The organism is Haloglomus litoreum, from assembly GCF_029338515.1.
Classification (GTDB): Archaea; Halobacteriota; Halobacteria; order Halobacteriales; family Haloarculaceae; genus Haloglomus; species Haloglomus litoreum.
Genome location: NZ_CP119988.1, coordinates 3,935,859 through 3,956,170 on the forward strand (window position 1 = coordinate 3,935,859; position 20,312 = coordinate 3,956,170).

General features: G+C 67.0%; 15 protein-coding genes, 2 tRNA genes and 3 rRNA genes. 11 read left to right on the forward strand and 9 right to left on the reverse strand.

Annotated features, from left to right (window positions below; all coding sequences use genetic code 11):
* Window position 1 precedes the first annotated feature (1 nt).
* The 6 genes from P2T62_RS19650 (at window position 2) to P2T62_RS19675 (ending at window position 5,358) form a co-directional block, all read left to right on the forward strand.
* Window positions 2-802: an ABC transporter ATP-binding protein gene (locus tag P2T62_RS19650; protein ID WP_276258714.1), complete on the forward strand. Its 801-nt coding sequence runs from the start codon at window positions 2-4 to the stop codon at window positions 800-802.
* Entirely contained in the window at window positions 799-1,557 is a 759-nt protein-coding gene (locus tag P2T62_RS19655; protein ID WP_276258715.1) for an ABC transporter ATP-binding protein, read from the forward strand. The genes P2T62_RS19650 and P2T62_RS19655 overlap by 4 nt, the downstream gene beginning before the upstream one ends.
* 235 nt (window positions 1,558-1,792) lie before the next feature.
* A complete protein-coding gene (locus tag P2T62_RS19660) occupies window positions 1,793-3,151 on the forward strand; it encodes an MFS transporter (protein WP_276258716.1) in 1,359 nt (452 codons plus the stop codon).
* A gap of 41 nt (window positions 3,152-3,192) precedes the next feature.
* A complete protein-coding gene (locus P2T62_RS19665; protein ID WP_276258717.1) occupies window positions 3,193-4,143 on the forward strand; it encodes a sodium:calcium antiporter in 951 nt (316 codons plus the stop codon).
* A 47-nt stretch (window positions 4,144-4,190) separates the two neighbouring features.
* Complete coding sequence (locus P2T62_RS19670) at window positions 4,191-5,030, forward strand: ParA family protein (protein WP_276258718.1); 840 nt, start codon at window positions 4,191-4,193, stop codon at window positions 5,028-5,030.
* A 1-nt stretch (window position 5,031) separates the two neighbouring features.
* Complete coding sequence (locus P2T62_RS19675) at window positions 5,032-5,358, forward strand: hypothetical protein (RefSeq protein WP_276258719.1); 327 nt, start codon at window positions 5,032-5,034, stop codon at window positions 5,356-5,358.
* Window positions 5,359-5,467: 109 nt separating this feature from the next.
* On the opposite strand, the gene P2T62_RS19680 is transcribed toward P2T62_RS19675, so the two are convergent.
* The 7 genes from P2T62_RS19680 to P2T62_RS19710 form a co-directional block, all read right to left on the reverse strand.
* Window positions 5,468-5,543, reverse strand: a tRNA-Cys gene (locus tag P2T62_RS19680).
* A 191-nt stretch (window positions 5,544-5,734) separates the two neighbouring features.
* Window positions 5,735-6,928, reverse strand: a complete 1,194-nt coding sequence (locus P2T62_RS19685; protein WP_276258720.1) for an acyl-CoA dehydrogenase family protein — start codon at window positions 6,926-6,928, stop codon at window positions 5,735-5,737.
* A 220-nt stretch (window positions 6,929-7,148) separates the two neighbouring features.
* A 5S ribosomal RNA gene (gene rrf, locus P2T62_RS19690) occupies window positions 7,149-7,270 on the reverse strand.
* 109 nt (window positions 7,271-7,379) lie between these two features.
* Window positions 7,380-10,294, reverse strand: a 23S ribosomal RNA gene (locus P2T62_RS19695).
* Window positions 10,295-10,488: 194 nt separating this feature from the next.
* Window positions 10,489-10,560 (reverse strand) — tRNA-Ala (locus P2T62_RS19700).
* 96 nt (window positions 10,561-10,656) lie between these two features.
* Window positions 10,657-12,128 (reverse strand): 16S ribosomal RNA (locus P2T62_RS19705).
* Together the 16S, 23S and 5S rRNA genes with 1 tRNA gene alongside form the textbook arrangement of a ribosomal RNA operon.
* Window positions 12,129-12,816: 688 nt before the next feature.
* On the reverse strand, window positions 12,817-13,125 hold the full coding sequence (locus P2T62_RS19710) for a non-histone chromosomal MC1 family protein (protein WP_276258721.1): 309 nt from the start codon (window positions 13,123-13,125) through the stop codon (window positions 12,817-12,819).
* Between the two features lie 293 nt (window positions 13,126-13,418).
* Between P2T62_RS19710 and P2T62_RS19715 the strand changes: the two genes are divergently transcribed.
* The 3 genes from P2T62_RS19715 to azf all read left to right on the forward strand — a co-directional run bounded on the left by P2T62_RS19715 (window position 13,419) and on the right by azf (window position 15,577).
* Complete coding sequence (locus tag P2T62_RS19715) at window positions 13,419-13,616, forward strand: hypothetical protein (RefSeq protein ID WP_276258722.1); 198 nt, start codon at window positions 13,419-13,421, stop codon at window positions 13,614-13,616.
* A gap of 61 nt (window positions 13,617-13,677) precedes the next feature.
* Window positions 13,678-14,739 (forward strand): quinone-dependent dihydroorotate dehydrogenase, encoded by a 1,062-nt coding sequence (locus P2T62_RS19720; RefSeq protein WP_276258723.1) that lies wholly within the window; start codon window positions 13,678-13,680, stop codon window positions 14,737-14,739.
* A gap of 79 nt (window positions 14,740-14,818) precedes the next feature.
* A complete protein-coding gene (azf, locus tag P2T62_RS19725; RefSeq protein ID WP_276258724.1) occupies window positions 14,819-15,577 on the forward strand; it encodes an NAD-dependent glucose-6-phosphate dehydrogenase Azf in 759 nt (252 codons plus the stop codon).
* A 203-nt stretch (window positions 15,578-15,780) separates the two neighbouring features.
* Here the strand turns inward: azf and P2T62_RS19730 are convergent, their stop codons facing one another.
* Complete coding sequence (locus P2T62_RS19730; RefSeq protein ID WP_276258725.1) at window positions 15,781-16,875, reverse strand: bactofilin family protein; 1,095 nt, start codon at window positions 16,873-16,875, stop codon at window positions 15,781-15,783.
* A 147-nt stretch (window positions 16,876-17,022) separates the two neighbouring features.
* On the opposite strand from P2T62_RS19730, the gene P2T62_RS19735 reads away from it, so the two are divergent.
* A complete protein-coding gene (locus tag P2T62_RS19735; RefSeq protein ID WP_276258726.1) occupies window positions 17,023-18,021 on the forward strand; it encodes a replication factor C small subunit in 999 nt (332 codons plus the stop codon).
* 67 nt (window positions 18,022-18,088) lie between these two features.
* Here P2T62_RS19735 and P2T62_RS19740 read toward each other — a convergent pair whose 3' ends face one another.
* Entirely contained in the window at window positions 18,089-18,634 is a 546-nt protein-coding gene (locus tag P2T62_RS19740) for a hypothetical protein (RefSeq protein ID WP_276258727.1), read from the reverse strand.
* A gap of 229 nt (window positions 18,635-18,863) precedes the next feature.
* Between P2T62_RS19740 and thrC the strand changes: the two genes are divergently transcribed.
* On the forward strand, window positions 18,864-20,192 hold the full coding sequence (thrC, locus tag P2T62_RS19745) for a threonine synthase (protein WP_276258728.1): 1,329 nt from the start codon (window positions 18,864-18,866) through the stop codon (window positions 20,190-20,192).
* Window positions 20,193-20,312 lie beyond the last annotated feature (120 nt).

Sequence of the window (20,312 nt, forward strand, 5' to 3'; positions counted from 1 at the left end):
AATGAGTACTGATCAACAGGAGAGCGGCGAGCGCCTGACGCCCGAACAGAGCGGGTTCGGCCCCCAGGACGGTGTCCTCGTCGCCAACGACCTGCGGAAGGAGTTCGGCGGACTGACGGCGGTCGACGACCTGTCGTTCGCCGTCCAGGAACAGGAGATCCTCGGCTTCATCGGCCCGAACGGCGCCGGGAAGTCGACCACGTTCAACTGCGTCACCGGCTTCTACGAGCCGACCGACGGCACCGTCTGGTTCAAGGGCGAGGACGTCACCGGGCTGGACTCCCACGAGATGGTCCAGGCGGGGATGGCCCGCACCTTCCAGGACTTCGCCCCGCTCTCGGACCGCACGGTGGTCCGGAACGTGGCGCTGTCGCTGGCGCCGGACAAGCTGTTCACGCTCGCGGGCGTGGGCGGCGAGACCACGCGGCTGGCCGAGGAGATCTGCCGCCGCGTCGGGCTGGGCGACCAGCTCGAGCAGACCCCCAGCGAACTCCCGCACGCCGGGATGCTGAAGCTGGAGCTCGCGAAGGCCATCGCGACGAACCCCGACCTGATGCTGGTCGACGAGCCGTTCGCCGGCCTGTCCGGCCAGGAGGTCCAGGAGCTGACGGACGTGCTGCTCAGCCTCCGGGACAACGGCATGACCCTCATCGTGGTCGACCACAACATGCGTGGCCTGCTCAACCTCATCGACCGCGCGTTCGTCATCCAGTTCGGCGCGAAGATCGCCGAGGGGTCGCCCGACGAGATCACTGACGACCCGAAAGTTCAAGAAGCGTACCTCGGTGGTGATGAGATATGAGCAGCCAGTCCCGAGCGGGTGCCGGTGCGGGTGCTGCCGCCGGCGGCAGCACGGTACTCAAGGCCGAGAACGTCCAGGTCTCCTACGGCAAGGTGACCGCCCTGCGTGGCGTCGACCTGGAGCTGAACGAGGGTGAGCTGGTCTCCCTGATCGGCCCGAACGGTGCCGGGAAGACCACCTTCTGCGACACCATCAACGGCTTCCTCGGCTACGGCGGCAACGTGGAGTTCCGCGGGACGGAGGTCTCCAGCGTCCCACGCGACCAGCTGGTCGACCGCGGGATGATCTACTGCACGGAGGAGCGGGACCTCTTCGGCTTCATGGACGTCGAGGACAACCTCCGGCTCGGCGCCTACGCCATCGACGACGAGAGCTACGTCGAGCAGCAGCTGGAGTTCGTCTACGACCTCTTCCCGCGCCTGGAGGAGCGGACCGACCAGAACGCCCGCTCGATGTCCGGCGGCGAGCAGCAGATGCTCGCCATCGGCCGCGCGCTGATGGGCGACCCGGACCTCCTGGTGCTGGACGAGCCGACCATCGGCCTCGCGCCGGTCATCCTCGAGGACATCTCCCAGGCCATCGACCCCATCCAGGAGCAGGGCGTCTCCATCCTCCTGACCGAGCAGAACGTCACGTTCGCGCTCGACCACGCCGACCGGATGTACCTGCTGGAGAACGGTGAGGTCGTCAAGACCGGCACCCCCGAGGAGCTGCGCGGCGACGACTACATCCGCGAGACCTACCTCGGCGGGTAACTCGCCGGGGCGCCGTCCCCACCACTCCGACGCTCGTTCCCCACCACGTTCCACTGTTCCAAAATCCTTCGTCAATCCCCGACGTTCACCACCTATACATCATACTCGCCAGTGATATCCACCTCATCGACATTATTCGCGGGACTCGCGACCAGTACCACTCCCGATCCGTGATGCCGAGGAGTACATAGCGCTCCGGAGTATCGCTTACGGGGTCCCCACCCCTCCCGTTCGTATGGCGACCGACCGCGGGCCGGACGCGCTGGCCGCGTTCCGCCAGTTCCTCTCGCTGGAGCGTGACGTGCTCACCCTGTCGCTGGCGATGTTCGCGTTCAGCCTCGCCTTCCAGATGACCGGGCGGTACGTGCCCGAGTACCTGCGGACGCTGGGCGCCGGCGCGGCGGTCGTCGGGCTGTACGGGAGCGTCGGCAACCTGATCGGGGCGCTCTACCCCTACCCGGGTGGGGCGCTGTCGGACCGGATCGGCTCGCGGCTCGCGCTCACCCTGTTCGGCGTCGTCGCCACGCTCGGGTTCGGGCTGTGGGCGCTCGCACCCGCGCTCGGATTCGCGGTGAGCGGGCTCGTGGTTCCAGGGTGGGCCTGGGTGTTCGCCGGACTGTTCCTCGCACAGGCCTGGAAGTCGTTCGGGCTCGGCGCGACGTTCGCGGTCGTCCGACAGTCCGTGCCGGACGCGGAGCTGGCGGCGGGGTTCGCGGCGACGGAGACGTTCCGACGGGTCGGCTTCCTCGTCGGGCCGCTGCTGGCGGCCGCGCTGCTCGCACTCACGCCCGGATTCGTCGCGGGCTTCCAGCGCGTCCTCGTCCTCGCGGTGGTGTTCGGCGCGGTCGCCACGGTCGCCCAGCACCTGCTGTACGACGCCGGCGAGGACACCGTCGGCGAGTCGTTCGCCGGCATCGGCGCCGTCGTCGACGACCTCCGATCGCTCCCGGACCCCCTCCGGCCCCTCCTGGTGGCCGACACGCTCGTCCGGTTCGCCAACGGGATGGTGTACGTCTTCTTCGTCATCGTCGTCACCGACTTCCTCGCGGTCGGGCTGCAACTCCCGGCGCTCACGCTGGCTGGATTCACACTCGGCCCGGTCTCGCTCACCCCGGCCGCGTTCTTCGGCGTGCTCCTCGGGGCGGAGATGGTGGTCGCGCTGCTCAGCATGGTCCCCGTCTCGCGCCTGGCCGAGCGCGTCGGCCTCAAACCCGTCGTCGCGGTCGGCTTCGCGGTGTACGCCACCTTCCCGGCCATGCTCATCGCCGCGCCCGCCGACCAGCTCGTCCTCGTCGCGCTCTTCGCCTTCTCCGGCCTCCGGTTCGCGGGCCTCCCCGCGCACAAGGCGCTCATCGTCGGCCCGGCCGAGCGCGATGCCAGCGGCCGCGTCACGGGGTCGTACTACCTCGTCCGCAACACCGTGGTCATCCCGTCCGCGCTGCTGGGCGGCGTCATCTACGGTCTCGGCCGCGTGACCGTCGCCGGGACCGTGCTGTCCGGACCGACCGTCGCGTTCGGTCTCGCGACGGCTGTCGGCCTGCTCGGGACGGGCTACTTCCTCGTGGCCGGCGAGGAGTTCGCGGCGTACGCGTGACGGAGCACCACCACTAAGCGCCGGCCACGCGGAGCGTCGGTGTGGCCGCCACCCCACTCGTTCTCGACGCCGGGGCCGTCCTCCTCGGAATCGTCGCGCTCTGGCTCGGTGCGTCCCGGTTCGTCGCGGGGGCGAGCGACCTCGCGGCGCGCGTCGGCGTTCCGCCGCTCGTCGTCGGCCTCACGGTGGTCGCCATCGGCACCTCCGCACCGGAGTTCGCGGTCACCGTCGGTGCCGCGCTGGCCGGCCGGACCGACATCTCCGTCGCCAACGTCGTCGGCTCGAACGTCATCAACCTCGGCATCGTCCTCGGTGGCGCCGCGGCGGTCCGGGCGATGCCGACGCCCGCCGCACTGGCCCGGCGCGACGGACCCGTGCTGGTGGGTGCGACCCTGCTCGTGGCCGTGCTGGTCGCGGACCTCCAGCTCGGCCGCCTCGAGGGCGGCCTCCTCGCCGTTCTGCTCCTCGCGTACATCGGCCGGCTGGCCGTCCTGGGTATCGCACGGGGGCCGGACCTCGGCGTCGACACGCCGGTCCCCGAGCATCGGCCCGCCGTCGACGCCCTCTGGCTGCTGGGCGGCCTCGTCGCCATCGTCGTCGGTGCGGAGTTGCTCGTCGACGGCGCCGTCGGTATCGCCGGGGCGGCCGGACTCTCGGACTGGCTCGTCGGGGAGACGGTCGTCGCACTAGGGACCTCGGCCCCGGAGATCGTCGCCAGCGTCGCCGCCATCCGACAGGGCCGACTCGACGTCTCGGCCGGCAACGTCTTCGGATCCTGCGTGGTCAACCTGCTCGGCGTGCTGGGCGTGGCCGCCACGGTCCGCCCACTGACGCTCGCGCCGGTCGCGGTCGAGGCCACGGTCTGGCTCTGTGTCGTCACCGGTCTCGCCGTCCTGCTGACCGTGACCCGCCGGACCCTCTCGCGGACCGAGGGGGCGCTGCTGCTGGCCGTCGGCGTCGTCGACTGGCTCGTGGTCGCGATCCTGGGGTGAGCCCACGTAGCAAGCTATTAGGGCATTATCGCAGAAGAGCGGGACGAATGACGGAGCTAGTGACGTGGTCCGAGAGCGGGGGGGTCGGCAAGACGACCACGGCCATCAACCTCGGCGCCGCGCTCGGGCGCCGGGGCGACGACGTACTGCTCGTGGATCTGGACCCCCAGCCCGCGAGTCTCACCGCCGCGGCCGGCCACGCCGAGGCCAAGACCGCGGACGGGACGACCATCACGGACGTCCTCCTGGACGATGGGGACCTGCGCGAACTCCTCATCGAGGACGAGCCGTTCGACCTCGTCCCCGGCCACGAGTCGCTCGCCTCGCTGGAGAGCACGGCGCGCGCGCAGGGCATCTCCACCGCGGAGTTCCTGCTCCGGTCCTCGCTCGCCCCCGTCGCCGACGACTACGATCACGTCATCGTCGACCCGCCGGCGACGCTGAACCTGCTGGTCGACAACGCCCTCATTGCGACCGGCAACGTCCTCGTGCCGATGGAGATGACGCGCAAGGGCGAGCAGTCCATCGGCGGCGTCATCGACACGGTCACCGCGCTGGAGGCACAGCTCCAGCGCGCCCAGCCGGACTTCGCACTCGATGTCATCGGGGTCCTCCCGAACAAGGTCGAGGGCTCCAGCCTCAACCAGCAGGTCCGCGAGACGCTCGAGGCCGAGACCGAGACCGTCCGGCTCCTCCCGGTGACGGTCCCGGACTACAACGTCCTCGCGAAGGCGTGGGACGAGGGGCTCGACGTCTTCCGGTACGCGGACGAGCACGGCCTCCGCGCCTACCAGGAGTCGCTCCTGGAGGCCTACGAGGACCTCGCGGCAATCGTCGCGGCGCACGGCGCGGACGAACGACAGGCGGTGGCGAACACAGACGACTGATATGTCCAAGGAAGACCGCTACGCTCATCTCGGCGACGGCATCGAGGGGACGACCGACAGCGAGGAGGCCGACGAGACGACCGACGGCGTCCGGGTGACCATCCAGGACGGCGACGACGAGACCGTCCTGACGGTCGACCCCGACGTCGCGTCGGCCGCCGACGTCCGTGAGGCAGTCGAGAACGCCTCCAGCGGTCGGCGGACCAGCGTCACGGCCAGCGACCCCGGCCGCCTCGCTCTCGAACTGGGCACGCTCGGCCCCCGGCTCGCGCTGAAGGGCGTCGAGTCGCTGTTCCAGACGAACCGGAGGGACCGGCGCGAGCGATAGCCACCTGGCTTCGAGTATCCGCTGGACCACCCGGATAGCCATGGAACTCAGGGTGTGCTGGGGTTCCGACGACGGATGACGATTCTACCGTGGTAGGGTTACGAAGGAGAGCCATGGGCCGGATTTGAACCGGCGATATGCGGCTCTGCAGGCCGCCGCGTTCGGCCGGACTCTGCCACCATGGCCCGCACCCGTTGCTAGTCCAACGGACGGCAAAAGCGTAGCGGTCCCGACGGGACCAAGCGGAATCGCGTATCCGCGACGGAGCGAGCGGGTTTCACAGGGCCGAGCAGAGCGAGGCCCGGCTTCGTTGGTGCAGAGTTTCTGAGTGAGTGGTTCCGCGCCTGTGCGCGGAACCCGAGCGAAAAACGGAGCGTCAGTACGACCGCGGCAGGCCGAGCGTGTGCTCGGCGACGTGGTTGCGCATCATCTCCGTGCTGCCGGGTGCGACCTTCCCCAGGCGCGAACCCTTCCACATCTCGATGACGGCGTAGTCACGCGAGAAGCCGTTGCCGCCGTGGGTCTGGACCGCGACGTCCGTGGCGTCGTGGCCGACCTCCGTCGCGCGGAGTTTCGCCATGTTCGAGACCTCGGCGGTCTTCTTCGGGTCCGGCTCGTTGTCGACCATCCACGCGGCCTTGCGGAGCAGGAGCTGGGCGGCCTCGAGTTTCGTCCAGGAGTCGGCGATGGGATGCTGGATGGCCTGGTGGGCGCCGATGGGCTGGTCGAAGACCTCGCGCTCCTTCGCGTAGTCGATGGCGCGGTTGAGCGCGCACTTGCCCGTCCCGATAGCGCCCGCGGAGCCGAGCAGCCGCTCCGGGTTGACCGTGTCGAACAGCTGGTAGAGCCCCATCCCGGGCGTGCCGACGACGTCGTCCTCGTGGACGCGGACGCCGTCGAACGAGAGCTCGAACTGCTTCTCCGGGGTGGGGATGCCGACATCGAGTTCCCGGAGTTCGAGGTTCGGGTCGTCCGGGTCGACGAGGAACAGGGTGATGCCCTGCATCTTCGCCGCGTCGTCCTTCGGCTCGGTCCGTGCGACCGTCAGCATCCGGTCGGCGTAGTCGACGCCCGAGATCCACTGCTTGGTCCCCTCGATGACGTACTCGTCGCCGTCCTTCTCGGCGAAGGTGGTCATGTTCGGCGCGTTGTGGCCCGCATCCGGCTCCGTGAGGGCCATCGCCCAGTTCGCCTCACCGTTGCAGATCTTCGGGAGCCACTCCTCCTTCTGTGCCTCGCTGCCGTTCTCGACGAGCGTGATGCCGCCGAAGCAGACGTTCACGACGAACAGCATCTCCGCACCCATGCAGCCCTGCGTGCACAGCTCCTCGACGATGGCGCTCAGCTCCCAGAACCCCATCCCCTCGCCACCGTACTCCTGTGGGATGGCGGCACCGAGGAAGCCCGCATCGGCACAATCCTGCCAGAACTCTTCCGGTTTCTTGCCCTGCGAGACCTCGAACCAGTAGTCGTCGTCGTAGCCGGCAGCCACGTCGCGGGCCGTCTGGCGGATCATGTCCAGCTCGGCCGTCTCCTCGAACGCGGGCGGTGTGGACTGTGTGGTTGTCACATGCGCACGCAGGGCTGTGTGTTCTATAAAGTTTCGCAACTAACAACGGTGGTAGTGTTTCCCGAGGCAGCGGCTCGCTCGAATCGAGTGTCGCCACTCGTCGATCGGGTGGGGACGTAGCAGCCGCGCACCAAGGACAGAAAGGCGAGTGACGGAGTTGTCACTCGCCGTGTGATGAACACGCGAGCGGCCGAGCGGCCGCTCGCGGTGAGTAATGAATGGCAGGCGGCGAATCGGTGTTCCCAGAGGCTCGCGCACTCCAGTACTGGCCGAAACGCTGGCGGGCTTAACTACCGTGTTCGGGATGGGTACGGGTGTGGCCCCGCCGCTGTGGCCGCCTTAACGCCGACCGACGGATTCGAACCGTCGCGATACCAGTGTCGGTGGCGAGATCGCGTATGCGTGTGATTTCCAGTTAGCGCCTGGACCCGTTCACGGAGTCCGAAGGTATGATTGGTGGCTTTGGGCAGTTAGTTCTCGCGGGCTGAACACCTCGTTACCTCGGTGCGTACACCCCGAGTCTATCGAACTCGTCTTCTACGAGCGCCCTCGGCGGTGCCTCTTTTCCAGGTGGGTTTCGAGCTTAGATGCGTTCAGCTCTTACCCCGTGTGGCGTAGCTGCCCGGCACATGCCCTCTCGGACAACCGGTACACCAGTGGCCACCGATCGTAGTTCCTCTCGTACTATACGATCGTTCCCGTCAGGCACCGTACACCCCCAGTAGATAGCAGCCGACCTGTCTCACGACGGTCTAAACCCAGCTCACGACCTCCTTTAATAGGCGAACAACCTCACCCTTGCCCGCTTCTGCACGGGCAGGATGGAGGGAACCGACATCGAGGTAGCAAGCCACCGGGTCGATATGTGCTCTTGCCGGTGACGACTCTGTTATCCCTAGGGTAGCTTTTCTGTCGTCAATGGCCCGCATCGGGCAGGCTCATTGGTTCGCTAGACCACACTTTCGTGTCAGCGTCGCTCGTTAGGAACGACACTGTCAATCCACCTTTTGCTCTTGCACTCTTCTTCGGGTTCCCGACCCGAATGAGGTGGACTTAGGGCGCGCTCGATATCATTTCGAGCGCGTACCGCCCCAGTCAAACTGCCCGGCTATCAGTGTCCTCCTCCCGGAGTGAGAGTCACAGTCACTGACGGGTAGTATTTCAGTGTTGTCTGGGTGGCCCGCTAGCGCGGGTACCTCTGTAACGACTCCTACCTATCCTGCACATCAGCGACCATGTCTCAGTGACAGCCTGCAGTAAAGCTCCATAGGGTCTTCGCTTCCCCCTGGGGGTCTCCAGACTCCGCACTGGAACGTACAGTTCACCGGGCCCAACGTTGGGACAGCGACGCTCTCGTTGATCCATTCATGCAAGCCGCTACTGAAGCGGCAAGGTACTACGCTACCTTAAGAGGGTCATAGTTACCCCCGCCGTTGACGGGTCCTTCGTCCCATTGTACTGGGTGTTCAGATACCCGCACTGGGCAGGATTCAGTGACCGTACGAGTCCTTGCGGATTTGCGGTCACCTATGTTGTTACTAGACAGTCGGAGCGTCCGAGTCACTGCGACCTGCTCATCTCCTGAGCAGGCATCCCTTATCGCGAACTTACGGGACCAGATTGCCGAATTCCCTAACGTCGGTTATTCCCGACAGGCCTTGCCTTTCGCTGGCACGAGTACCTGTGTCGGATCTCGGTACGGATTCTGTACTCGCCTTTTCACGGGCCCTAGGTTGAACCGGCTTGCGCTATCCCGCCGTTCGTCCGCTTCGTGCCATTACGGCTTCCACGGATTTTGACGGTTCGACCACGCGAAGGCGTGGCCCGGTCGACCCCAAGGCGTCGGCTTTCGATGTACAGAAGCGCTGGAATATTAACCAGCTTCCCAATTTGTCACGCTCGAATTACGACGTGACTTAGGACCGGCTAACCCTCGGTTGACGAACATTGCCGAGGAACCCTTACTCGTTCGGCCGTCGGGATTCTAACCCGACTATCGCTGCTACTATGACCAGGATTTTCCTCACCGGTCGGTCCACGCGAGCTCTCGCCCGTGCTTCCACCCAACCGGAGTGCCGACCTACGCGAGCACGATATGACTCGTGCGGCTAGGTCTCGGTGATGGACTTGAGCCCCGATCATTTTGGGCGCCCCGAACCTCGGCCGGTAAGCTGTTACGCTTTTCTTAGAGGGTAGCTGCTTCTAAGCTCACCTCCCGGCTGTCTAGGGCTCGGGACCACCTTCGATCGCACTTAGTCCATACTTGGGGACCTTAACCCAGCTCTGGGTTGTCTCCCTCACGCTACGCAAGCTTACCCCGCGCAGCGGACTCCCTTCGTCCACGGCGTCCGTGAGTTCGGAGTTCGACAGGAGGTCCGACTCCTCTCGGAGTCGGTGCCCCCAATCGGTCGCTCTACCCCACGGACTACCTCGGAAGAGGTAATGCTTCGACATTTTTCGGTCGGAACCAGCTGTTTCCGGGTTCGATGGGCCTTTCACCCCTACACGTAGGTCACGAGAGGGTATTGTAGGACACCAACTCTAACGGGCCTCCACGTAGCTTTCGCCACGCTTCGCCCTGCCCACGCGTAGATCACCCGGTTTCGGGTCGTGCCCGTTTGACTCCCCGCACTTGAATACGGCGGCCCTCGCAATGCTGCGGCCATGTCGGTTTCCCTACGCCTTCCCGGATGCTCCGGTTAGACTCGCCAAACAAGCACACTCCCTGGTTCGTTTTTCAAAACGCACGATGAGACAGCGGCTCCCGAAGGTTCCTACTGTACCCTCGCGGGTAGGTCGTTTCCCGTCGGGCCTTTCGTGCCCCATCGCTCAATCGCTACCTGATTTCAGGCCCTATTGCACCTCCCTTCTCGGGGTGCTTTTCAGCGTTCGCTCACGCTACTTGTTCGCTATCGGTCTCAGAACGTATTTAGTCTTAGCAGACGATGTCTGCCAGCTTCACGAGGAATTTCCAATCCCCGCTACTCTGGAGCTGACGCACCAGCTACTGCACGACGATACGGGGTTGTCACCCTGTTTCACGCTCCGTTCCAGGAGACTTCTCGTCGAGGGTCGCTGGATGAGGGTCAGTCCGAACACCACATTGGCCGAAGCCTTCGGTTTGGACTGTGTCGCGTTTACTCGCGGTTACTAACGACATCTCGGTTGATTTCTCTTCCTGCACCTACTGAGATGTTTCAATTCGGTGCGTTCCCCATTGCGCGAAGCAATTGCGGTGGGGATTCCCATTCGGACATCCCTGGTTCTTCGCCTCCGTGCGGCTCCCCAGGGCTTATCGCAGCTTGGCACGTCCTTCGTCGGCGTCTGAGCCGAGCCATCCACCAGGCAGCACAGTAGCCACGATGACTATAACTCGGACCCTGTGAACGGGTCCAGTGTGCGCCTGGAAATCACACGTACACGCGATCTCATCTGCAGCGTTGCGGGTGGGCAACCTGCATCAACCCTTCCCACTCACGCTTGCACGGAGTGGTGCATCGGTCTGTTACGGGAAAGCGCAGGATGCCACTTGAGGGCATCGCTTTGCTTCCCCGCAAACATGGACCCACTGGGATTCGAACCCAGGGCATCCTCCTTGCAAAGGAGGCACTCTACCGCTGAGCTATGGGCCCTTCGTTAGCCTTGACAGTTCTTAGGTGCTCGGTCGACCCTCGTCGAACGTCCGAAGCGAAAGGTGGGCCCACCACAATGGGTGGGTCCCGGTCATTAGGAGGTGATCCAGCCGCAGATTCCCCTACGGCTACCTTGTTACGACTTAAGCCCCCTTGCGGAGCCCAGATTCGACCTGGCAACCCAGGCCTCATCCGGACCCCACTCGGGTGCTTTGACGGGCGGTGTGTGCAAGGAGCAGGGACGTATTCACCGCGCGCTGCTGACACGCGATTACTACCGAATCCAGCTTCATGAGGGCGAGTTTCAGCCCTCAATCCGAACTACGATCGGGTTTAGGAGATTAGCTCCACCTCTCGGTGTCGCGTCCCATTGTCCCGACCATTGTAGCCCGCGTGTTGCCCAGCCCATTCGGGGCATACTGACCTACCGTTGCCCGTTCCTTCCTCCGCTTTGGCAGCGGCAGTCCCCCTAGTGTACCCAGCTACCTCGCGGTACTGCTGGCAACTAGAGGTGCGGGTCTCGCTCGTTGCCTGACTTAACAGGACGCCTCACGGTACGAGCTGACGGCGGCCATGCACCTCCTCTCAACAGCGTCGGGTAAGGTCATCAACCTGACCGTCATGACTGTTGTCGGGGCTGGTGAGATGTCCGGCGTTGAGTCCAATTAAACCGCAGGCTCCTCCGGTTGTAGTGCTCCCCCGCCAATTCCTTTAAGTTTCATCCTTGCGGACGTACTTCCCAGGCGGCTCGCTTCACGGCTTCCCTACGGCACAGCACAGGCTCGTAGCCTGTGCCACACCTAGCGAGCATCGTTTACGGCTAGGACTACCCGGGTATCTAATCCGGTTCGAGACCCTAGCTTTCGTCCCTCACTGTCGGATCCGTCCTCCGAAGGCGCTTTCGCCACCGGTGGTCCGTCCAGGATTACGGGATTTCACTCCTACCCCGGACGTACCCCTTCGGTCTTCCGGTCCCAAGCCGGAGGGTTTCCGCCGGACGCCCACTCGTTGAGCGAGTGGATTTCCCGACGGACCTCCCCGGCCAGCTACGGACGCTTTAGGCCCAATAATATCGGCCATCACTCGGGCTGCCGGTGTTACCGCGGCGGCTGGCACCGGTCTTGCCCAGCCCTTGTTCCTGTACCACCTTACGGTACAGAAAAGCGAGGGCTCTATGCCCTCGCACTCGGTGTCCCCCTATCGCACTGTCGTGCAGTGTAAAGGTTTCGCGCCTGCTGCGCCCCGTAGGGCCCGGACTCTTGTCTCAGAGTCCGTCTCCGGGCTCTTGCTCTCACAACCCGTACCGATTATCGGCACGGTGGGCCGTTACCCCACCGTCTACCTAATCGGCCGCAGCCGCATCCTCCGGCGCCGGAGCGTTTCCCGCTTCCAGCACTCCAGCTCGGAAGCGGTATGACGGGTTAGCCTCAGTTTCCCGAGGTTATCCGTCTCCAGAGGGTAGCTTGGCCACGTGTTACTGAGCAGTTCGCCGCGGGTCTGAACCCGCGCGACTCGCATGGCTAAATCGGACACCGATAGCAATGGCCTCCGGCAGGATCAACCGGAATGTGCCTCGCGGATGCGAGGCGGGTTAGGCGGGATGCTATCGGACGTTCGGTGACGATCGACCGAGTGTCACCGAACTGTCAAGGCTAACATCAGATTCCATCTTGACGGCGGACCGCAGGGGTGGAATCCTCATCTTCTTCGGACCTGAACGTTGTCCGGGATGGGTCATAAACCCACCGAACCTCGTTCGGGCCCGGGACGCCCGTGAGGGCGCCCCGTTCACATCACCACCGAACGCCCGTTATCATATAAGGGCGTCGATGGCGTCCTGCCGCCCTGTGTCGATTCGGGCGGCAGGTGCGTACTTCAACCGAAACGCCCTGTGCCCCATAAGGGCGTCGGAACGTTCCGGCCGACCACGGGGACAGCCCCGGACTGAGTCCGGGGGGAGTGCCCCGCGGCGCTTCGCATTCCATTCGAGACCGGTGTTACACTTAACCCCGTCGGAGTGAACCCGCCGTGTGCCGGCGTTACACGGGACGTGCCGCCATGACACGCTGGCGCGCACCGCGAGGACATGCAGCACACATAGCTATCCATCATCCGACATTTGAGAGATATCGCGCGGCTGGAGGCCGGGCGGTCATCCCACGCTGGCACGCCGTCCCGCCGGATGAGGGCCGCGCACCCGATGGTGCGGCCGCTAGCGGGTTAGCCCTTCGGGAGTCGGAGAGGAGAGCGGCGAGGTCAGATGGAGTCGAGGTGTTCGATGCCCTTCTTCGAGACGTTCGCCTCCGTGATCTCCGACGGCATCCAGCCGGGTTTGTCGTCGGGGGCCGTCTCCGTCCACGCCCAGCCGTCGTAGATGTGGACCTTCTTCGTGCCCTTCTCGCGGAGCCGGAGTTCCACGTGCTCGGCCTGCTGTTCGCTCTTGGCTGGCTCGAGCCGTCGAGCCGCCTTCAGCGCGGCCTGCCGGGGGGTCCGCCCGGAGAACACGCTCGTCTCGTTGCCGATATCGTCCCGGAGTGCGAAGTTCCGCTTGTCGTCGTCGACCATGTTGTGTACCTCCGTGCGGGATGTCAACATCACCAAATATAAATATACCCCCCGAAACCCCGACTCGGCGGGCGGTTCTCCCCGAGATCCACCACCATCGTCCGGTACTCCCGTCAGCACCACCCCGATGACCTGCCACGACCCGGCCCTCACGCGTGCCCGTACGCGAAACTATAAACAGGCCGCCGGGCCGAACCCCGGACCGGGTACCGGAGAACCCGCACCCGGCGCTCCGGGGACGGGGCACGGTACACTTATGTATGCCGTGTGGTGAACTTGGCACCACGCACTCGATGGTTCGCAAGAAGAAGCTCTCTCCGAGTGGCGCGAAGGACGAGAACGGGGAGTACCACAACGTCCACGTCAATCTGCACGAGGACGAGCTCGCCGTGGCCGGCATGGATATCGGCGACGAGGTGTTCGTCCGCGTGCGCGACGGGAAGATCATCATCCAGAAGGCCGACCCCGACGAGGTCGAACACGAGTTCTGAGGCGTCCCCGGACCGCGGTGGACCGCCGCGCTTATTCTCGCCGCACACCGCGGGTCGACCGATGGGACCCTCGCTCTACGACATCGCGAAGCCGCTCCTCTTCTCGCTGGCACCCGAGACGGCCCACGAACTCACCCTCCAGGCCCTCGCTGCGAGCCAGGCCACGCCCGTCGAGTCGCTGCTCCGGGAGCGTCTCACCGTCACGGACGACCGCCTCGCCGTCGACGCGTTCGGGCAGTCGTTCCCCTCGCCGGTCGGCGTCGCCGCCGGCTTCGACAAGAACGCCCGCGTCGCGCCCGCGCTGGCCGCGCTGGGCTTCGGTCACGTCGAGGTCGGTGGCGTCACCGCCGAGCAACAGGACGGCAACCCCCGTCCCCGGATGTTCCGCCTCCCCGAGGACCGCGCCATCATCAACCGGATGGGATTCAACAACGACGGCGCCGACGCCGTCGGCCCGCGCGTCTCAGAGCACGCGGCCGCACTCGACATCCCCCTCGGGGTCAACATCGGCAAGTCCAAATCGGCACCCCTGGACGACGCCGAGGACGACTACCGCTACACCTACGAGCGGGTCTCGGACGCGGACTTCTTCGTCGTCAACGTCTCCAGCCCCAACACGCCCGGGCTCCGCGAGCTCCAGGACCGTGACCGCCTCGCGAGCATCCTGGGGACGCTCCGGGACGCGGGCGCCGACCCGCTGCTCGTGAAGCTCTCCCCGGACCTGGGCGAGGGCGCCATCGAGGACGCCATCGGCGTCGTGAACGACCTCGACCTCGACGGGGTCGTCGCGACGAACACGACGACCCGCCGCCCGGCCTCGTTGCACTCCCCGCACGCATCCGAGGACGGCGGCCTCTCGGGTGCCCCCCTGGAACGCCACGCCACGGAGACGGTCCGGTTCGTCGCTCGGCGCACGGACGTACCGGTCGTCGGCGTGGGTGGTGTCGCGTCGGCAGAGGGCGCCTACGCGAAGATTCGCGCGGGCGCACGCGTGGTGCAACTGTACACCGGCCTCGTCTACGAGGGCCCGACGCTGGCCCGCGACATCAACCGCGGCCTCCTCGACCTGCTGGAACGCGACGGTTTCGATTCGGTGTCCGACGCCGTCGGCGCGGACCTGTGACCACGCCACCGGCACGCGACAGTGACGGGCCGCCGCCAACCACACGTTACTTACTCCGGCCACGCTTCGACTCGACCGAATGGACGACACCGTGCTGCTGACCGGCGCCGGGGGGTACGTCGGTGGCGCGATACTCGACGGGATCGGCGACGAGTACGACTGGCGCCTGCTGTACCACAACCCGCCGGCCGAGGAGCCGGACCACCCCTACACCATCGGGGAGATCACCGAGCCGGAGGACGCGCAGGAGGCCTGCGAGGACGTCGACGCCGTCATCCACCTCGCCGGTGACCCCCGCCCCGACGCCCCCTGGGACTCGGTCCTGGAGAACAACATCCACGGGACGAAGGTGATGTTCGACGCGGCGCTGGAGGCGGGTGCCGAGACGTTCGTCTACGCCTCCTCGAACCACGCCGTCGGGCACTTCGAGACCGAGCGCAAACCCGACCTCTACCGGACCGAGGACGACTTCCTGCTCGACGGCTCGGAGCTCCCGCGCCCGGGGAACTTCTACGGCGTCTCGAAGGCCGCGGGCGAGACGCTCGGCCGGTACTACCACGACGAACACGACATCTCCGTCTGCTGCATCCGCATCGGCAACCTCACCAAGGGCCACCCGCCCATCGACTACGAGCGGGGGCAGGCGATGTGGCTCTCCTACCGGGACTGCGCCCACATCCACGAGTGCGCCCTCGAAGCCGACTACGACTACGAGATCGTCTACGGCATCTCGGACAACGACCGGAAGTACTACTCGCTGGAACGCGCGAAGGAGGTGCTTGGCTACGAGCCACAGGACAACTCCGCCGAGTGGGACGGCGACGAGAAGGTCGTATGAGCGGATAAACGACCAACACCCCTAACAGGCAGAGAGGTTCCGCTTTTTGAATCCAACCCCGAACCTTCGATATTTAACTCGCTATTCTCGGAGTTAAACGTGTTCCGTGGCGCGAGCGCGTCGCCCGCCAGTCCCCGGGACGCGCAGGTCCGGTGGCGAGGGCCCCACCACGCACTCGCGGCAGGTGGACCGCTGGAACTCGTTCAGGCGGCCGTCGGGCCCTCCTCGGCCTCGGTCGCCGTCGGGGGCGCGGTGTCCTCGTCGTCGCGCCGGGCGTCCCGGACCACCAGCGCGAGCGCGCCGAGGCCGAGCAGCGTCACGATGGCGGTCACCAGCCCGCCGACGATCGGGAGCCGGCCCGCGAGCGCGACCAGCACGACACCGACGGCCAGGGCCAGCCAGCGGTTGTCCACGTCGGCGGCGTCGGTCAGCCACTCGCCGACGGTGTAGCCGCCGTACACCAGCCCCACCCAGAGCGTGAACAGGAACAGGAACAGCCCGAGCAGGCTCAGGGGGATGCCGATGATGGTGAGCGCGACCAGCACGAGCGCGATGGGGGCGACGAGGACCATCAGCAGGCCGACACCACCCGCCGCCAGCGGCGACTCGACGGCCCGGTCGGCGATCCGGCGGGAGACAGCCGGGAAGACGAGCAGCAGGGCCGCACCCAGCACGAGGTTGACGAGGACGCCGTAGACGCTCGCGACCCAGCCGGGCAGGAGCGCGTCGGCCGGCGACCCGATGCTGACGCCGCCGAGGTTGTCGTTCCGGACGACCGAGCCGCCGACGGCCGCCCCGTCGTTGCGGAACGACTCGGCGTCGTACTCGACACCGCCGTCGACGACCGCGGACCCGGCCAGGACGACGGACTCGCCGGCCAGCGTCGCGTCACCGCGGACCGTGCCCGCGAGGACGACGGACCCACCGGCCGCCTGCAGGTCGCCACCGACCTCGCCGCTCGGCGTGACCTCGATGCTCCCCGCCGCAGCCTCGACATCGCCGACGACGGTGCCGGCGATGCGGACGCTCCCGGCGGCCGCCCCCACGTTGCCGGTCACCCGACCGCTCTCGGTGACCGTCACGTCGCCGGCGAACGCCTGGAGGTTCCCGTCGACCGTCCCCCGCACGACGACCGACCCGCCGAACGCCTCGAGCCCGGCGACGGTCTCGCCCTCCGCAACGACGACCGTCCCGCCGGCGCGGCTCTCGGCGGCCGCGGACCCCGGGACAACTGCCAGTACCACGAGGAGCGCCACCAGGAGGGCGACGCCCCGACCGAACACCGAGTGCTGTCTCATAGCGCCGAGGATACGCCGCCCGGACAGATAACCGGTCTACAGATTCTCGGCGGATGAGAGGGGGACGTCGACGCCACGACGAGGGTGCCGGGCCCCAGGACGGCGCTCGCTCGGACGATTTAACTCCGGGGCCGGCGACGGACGGGTATGAGCGAACCCGGGGAGCCCGCGGCCGACGCGCCCGCCGCGTCCGAGCGCGGGCGGGAGGTCTGGATCGAGAAGTACCGCCCCCAGTCGCTGGACGACATCGTCGGCCAGGACACCATCGTCGAGCGGCTGAAGTCGTACATAAACCGGCAAGATTTGCCGCACCTTCTTTTTGCGGGGCCGGCGGGCGTGGGGAAGACCACCGCATCTGTCAGTATTGCGAGAGAAATCTACGGCGAGGACTGGCGCGAGAACTTCCTCGAGTTGAACGCCAGCGACGAGCGCGGCATCGACGTGGTCCGGGACCGCATCAAGAGCTTCGCGCGCGCGTCGTTCGGCGGCTACGACTACCGCGTCATCTTCCTCGACGAGGCCGACGCGCTCACCAGCGACGCCCAGGGCGCCCTGCGCCGGACGATGGAGCAGTTCTCCAACAACACGCGGTTCATCCTCTCGTGTAACTACTCCTCGCAGATCATCGACCCCATCCAGTCGCGGTGTGCCGTCTTCCGGTTCTCGCCGCTGGGTGACGACGCCGTGGAGGCCCAGATACGCCAGATCGCCGCGAACGAGGACATCGAGCTGACCGAGGACGGCCTAGACGCGCTCGTCTACGCCGCGGGCGGGGACATGCGCAAGGCCATCAACGGCCTCCAGGCGGCGGCCGTGATGGGCGAGGCCGTCGACGAGGAGGCGGTGTACGCCATCACCTCCACCGCACGCCCCGAGGAGATCAACGGGATGGTCCAGCGCGCGCTCGACGGGGACTTCACCGCCGCGCGCTCCCAGCTGGACGATCTCCTCACGGAGTCGGGCATCGCGGGCGGGGACATCATCGACCAGCTCCACCGCTCGGTGTGGGAGTTCGACATCGACGACGAGGCCGCGGTCCGGCTGATGGACCGGGTCGGCGAGGCCGACTACCGCATCACCGCGGGTGCCAACGAGCAGATCCAGCTCGAGGCGCTGCTCGCGTCGCTCGCGCTCGACGAGGAGTAGCGAGCCGGGGGCGGCCGCTGGAGGGCCGACCACACGGAGAATCGGAATCAGCCCGGAGTCGCCCGGTTCAGGCCGGGAGGCTGGGGCCGGGCAGACTCGGAACGCCAGGGAGTTCAGGCAGGTCGTCACCGGGGAGACCGGGAGCTCCGGGCGGCAGGTCGTCACCCGGGAGGCCAGGGGTCTCGGGCGGCAGGTCGTCACCGGGAAGACCGGGGGCCTCGGGCGGCTCGATCGGCGGAGCGCCGTCCCCGGGCGTCTCGCAGGGGTTCTCGCGCGTATCGGGGCTGATCTCGCACTCGACGGCACCGCCCTGGCCCGCGGCCTCGGCGGAGCCCTCGACCGTCACGGTCTGGTCGGCGGCATCGACACCGCCGCCACCGCCGACCTCGACCGTCTCGCCGCCACCGCTGACGGCGACGGTACCGTCCCCGCTACCCCCGTCCGGGCTGGCCGAGACCGTGGCGTCACCGAGCGCGCTCCCGGGACCGGCACCACTGCCGCCCTCGACGCTGACCTCGACACCGTCGGTACCGGCGTCGACGACGATGTCGCCGCCGCCGTCCTGAGCAGCCACGGGACTCGCGAGGAGCCCGAGTGCCAGGAGAGCTGTCAACGTTACCGTCGCGGCCGTCCGTACACGGATTGGTGCCATGTTACATACGGGGGCCGATGGTGATCGACCGTGTAGTTAGTGCCGGGACCCACCGGCGATTTAAATGAACGGTCAGTACAGCGGGGGTTCACACGGGAGCCCGGGTGGCGTGCCCACGAACGCCCGCCTGGGGGGCCCGCTCGCCGCCGGTACCAATCGGTTTTTCCACGCGTGCCGCACACCCTCTGCCATGACCGACCTGTCGCTCCCGGCCGAACCGGAGGTCCCCGACATCGCCGCGGACGGCGTCTGGCTGACCTGCATCGACTGCGGCGAGACCCACGCGCCGTTCGAGGACATCATCTACACCTGCCCGGACTGTGGGGCGCTGCTGGAGGCCCGCTACGACTCGTATCCCGGCTTCGACGCGTTCGAGGGCCCGAAGTCGGTGTGGCGCTACAGCGCCGCGCTCCCCTTCTCGGAGGGGGTAACGCTGCCGGAGGGGGGCACGCCACTCCACCGCGTCCCGCGCCTGGAGGACGACCTCGGCGTGCGGAACCTCCGCATCAAGCACGAGGGGATGAACCCGACGGGGAGCTTCAAGGACCGCGGGATGACCGTCGGCGTGAAGGTCGCGGAGCGACTCGGCGTCGACCGCCTCGCGTGCGCGTCGACCGGCAACACCTCGGCCGCGCTCGCCGCGTACGGCGGGCGCGCGGGCCTGGAGACGCTCGTCCTGCTGCCGGCCGGGAAGGTCGCCGCCGGGAAGATCGCACAGGCCGCGCTCCACGATGCGCGCATCCTGGAGGTCGAGGGGAACTTCGACGCGTGTCTCGACCGCGTCCAGGACCTCGCCGACCGCGGCGAGGCCTACCTCCTGAACTCGCTGAACCCCTTCAGACTCGAGGGCCAGAAGACCATCGGCCTCGAGATTCTCGAGGAGTTCCGCGACGACCACGGCCGCTTCCCCGACCGGGTCTGTCTGCCGGTCGGGAACGCCGGCAACACCGCGGCGCTGTACAAGTGCTTCCGCGAGCTGGTGCGGAGCGGCGCCCTCGCGCCCGGCGACGTGCCGAAACTGACCGGGGTGCAGGCCGAGGGCGCCGCGCCGATGGTCGAGGCCATCGAGGAGGGGCTCGAGGACACCCGGCGCTGGGAGGACGTCGAGACCATCGCGACGGCCATCCGCATCGGGAACCCGGTCAACGCGCCGAAGGCGCTACCGGGCATCCGCGAGACGGGCGGCACCGCGGTCGCCGTGAGCGACGACGAGATCACGACGGCCCAGCGCGACCTCGCGCGCGAGGGGGTCGGCGTCGAGCCCGCATCGGCGGCGAGCGTCGCGGGCCTGCGGAAGCTCCGGCGGGAGGGCGAGGTCGACGCCGGCGAGGACGTGGTCTGCCTGACGACGGGCCACCTCCTGAAGGACCCCGACGCCGCGGCGAAGGCGGGCGCCGACCCCGAACCCGTCCCGAACGACACGGACGACATCCTCGCGCACCTCGCCGGCGAGTCGGTCGCGGCCGGCGGGGCGGGCGAGGCGGGCGGTCCCCTCGCTCGGCTGAAGCGACTGTTCTGAGTCACGGGCGGCAGTCCGTCGCGGGAAGGGGGCGCTCCACCCGAAACGGTGGCGTGCGGAGCGACGACGGGCGTCTGACGCTCCCCGTGGGTACTTGTAACAGGGCTGCCCGCGACCCCG

Bases quoted from the DNA above. Each gene is read 5' to 3' on its own strand.
- P2T62_RS19650 (WP_276258714.1), top strand. From the start codon at position 2: ATGAGTACTGATCAACAGGAGAGCGGCGAGCGCCTGACGCCCGAACAG.
- P2T62_RS19655 (WP_276258715.1), top strand. From the start codon at position 799: ATGAGCAGCCAGTCCCGAGCGGGTGCCGGTGCGGGTGCTGCCGCCGGC.
- P2T62_RS19660 (WP_276258716.1), top strand. From the start codon at position 1,793: ATGGCGACCGACCGCGGGCCGGACGCGCTGGCCGCGTTCCGCCAGTTC.
- P2T62_RS19670 (WP_276258718.1), top strand. From the start codon at position 4,191: ATGACGGAGCTAGTGACGTGGTCCGAGAGCGGGGGGGTCGGCAAGACG.
- P2T62_RS19675 (WP_276258719.1), top strand. From the start codon at position 5,032: ATGTCCAAGGAAGACCGCTACGCTCATCTCGGCGACGGCATCGAGGGG.
- P2T62_RS19710 (WP_276258721.1), bottom strand. From the start codon at position 13,125: ATGGTCGACGACGACAAGCGGAACTTCGCACTCCGGGACGATATCGGC.
- P2T62_RS19715 (WP_276258722.1), top strand. From the start codon at position 13,419: ATGGTTCGCAAGAAGAAGCTCTCTCCGAGTGGCGCGAAGGACGAGAAC.
- P2T62_RS19720 (WP_276258723.1), top strand. From the start codon at position 13,678: ATGGGACCCTCGCTCTACGACATCGCGAAGCCGCTCCTCTTCTCGCTG.
- azf (WP_276258724.1), top strand. From the start codon at position 14,819: ATGGACGACACCGTGCTGCTGACCGGCGCCGGGGGGTACGTCGGTGGC.
- P2T62_RS19730 (WP_276258725.1), bottom strand. From the start codon at position 16,875: ATGAGACAGCACTCGGTGTTCGGTCGGGGCGTCGCCCTCCTGGTGGCG.
- P2T62_RS19735 (WP_276258726.1), top strand. From the start codon at position 17,023: ATGAGCGAACCCGGGGAGCCCGCGGCCGACGCGCCCGCCGCGTCCGAG.
- thrC (WP_276258728.1), top strand. From the start codon at position 18,864: ATGACCGACCTGTCGCTCCCGGCCGAACCGGAGGTCCCCGACATCGCC.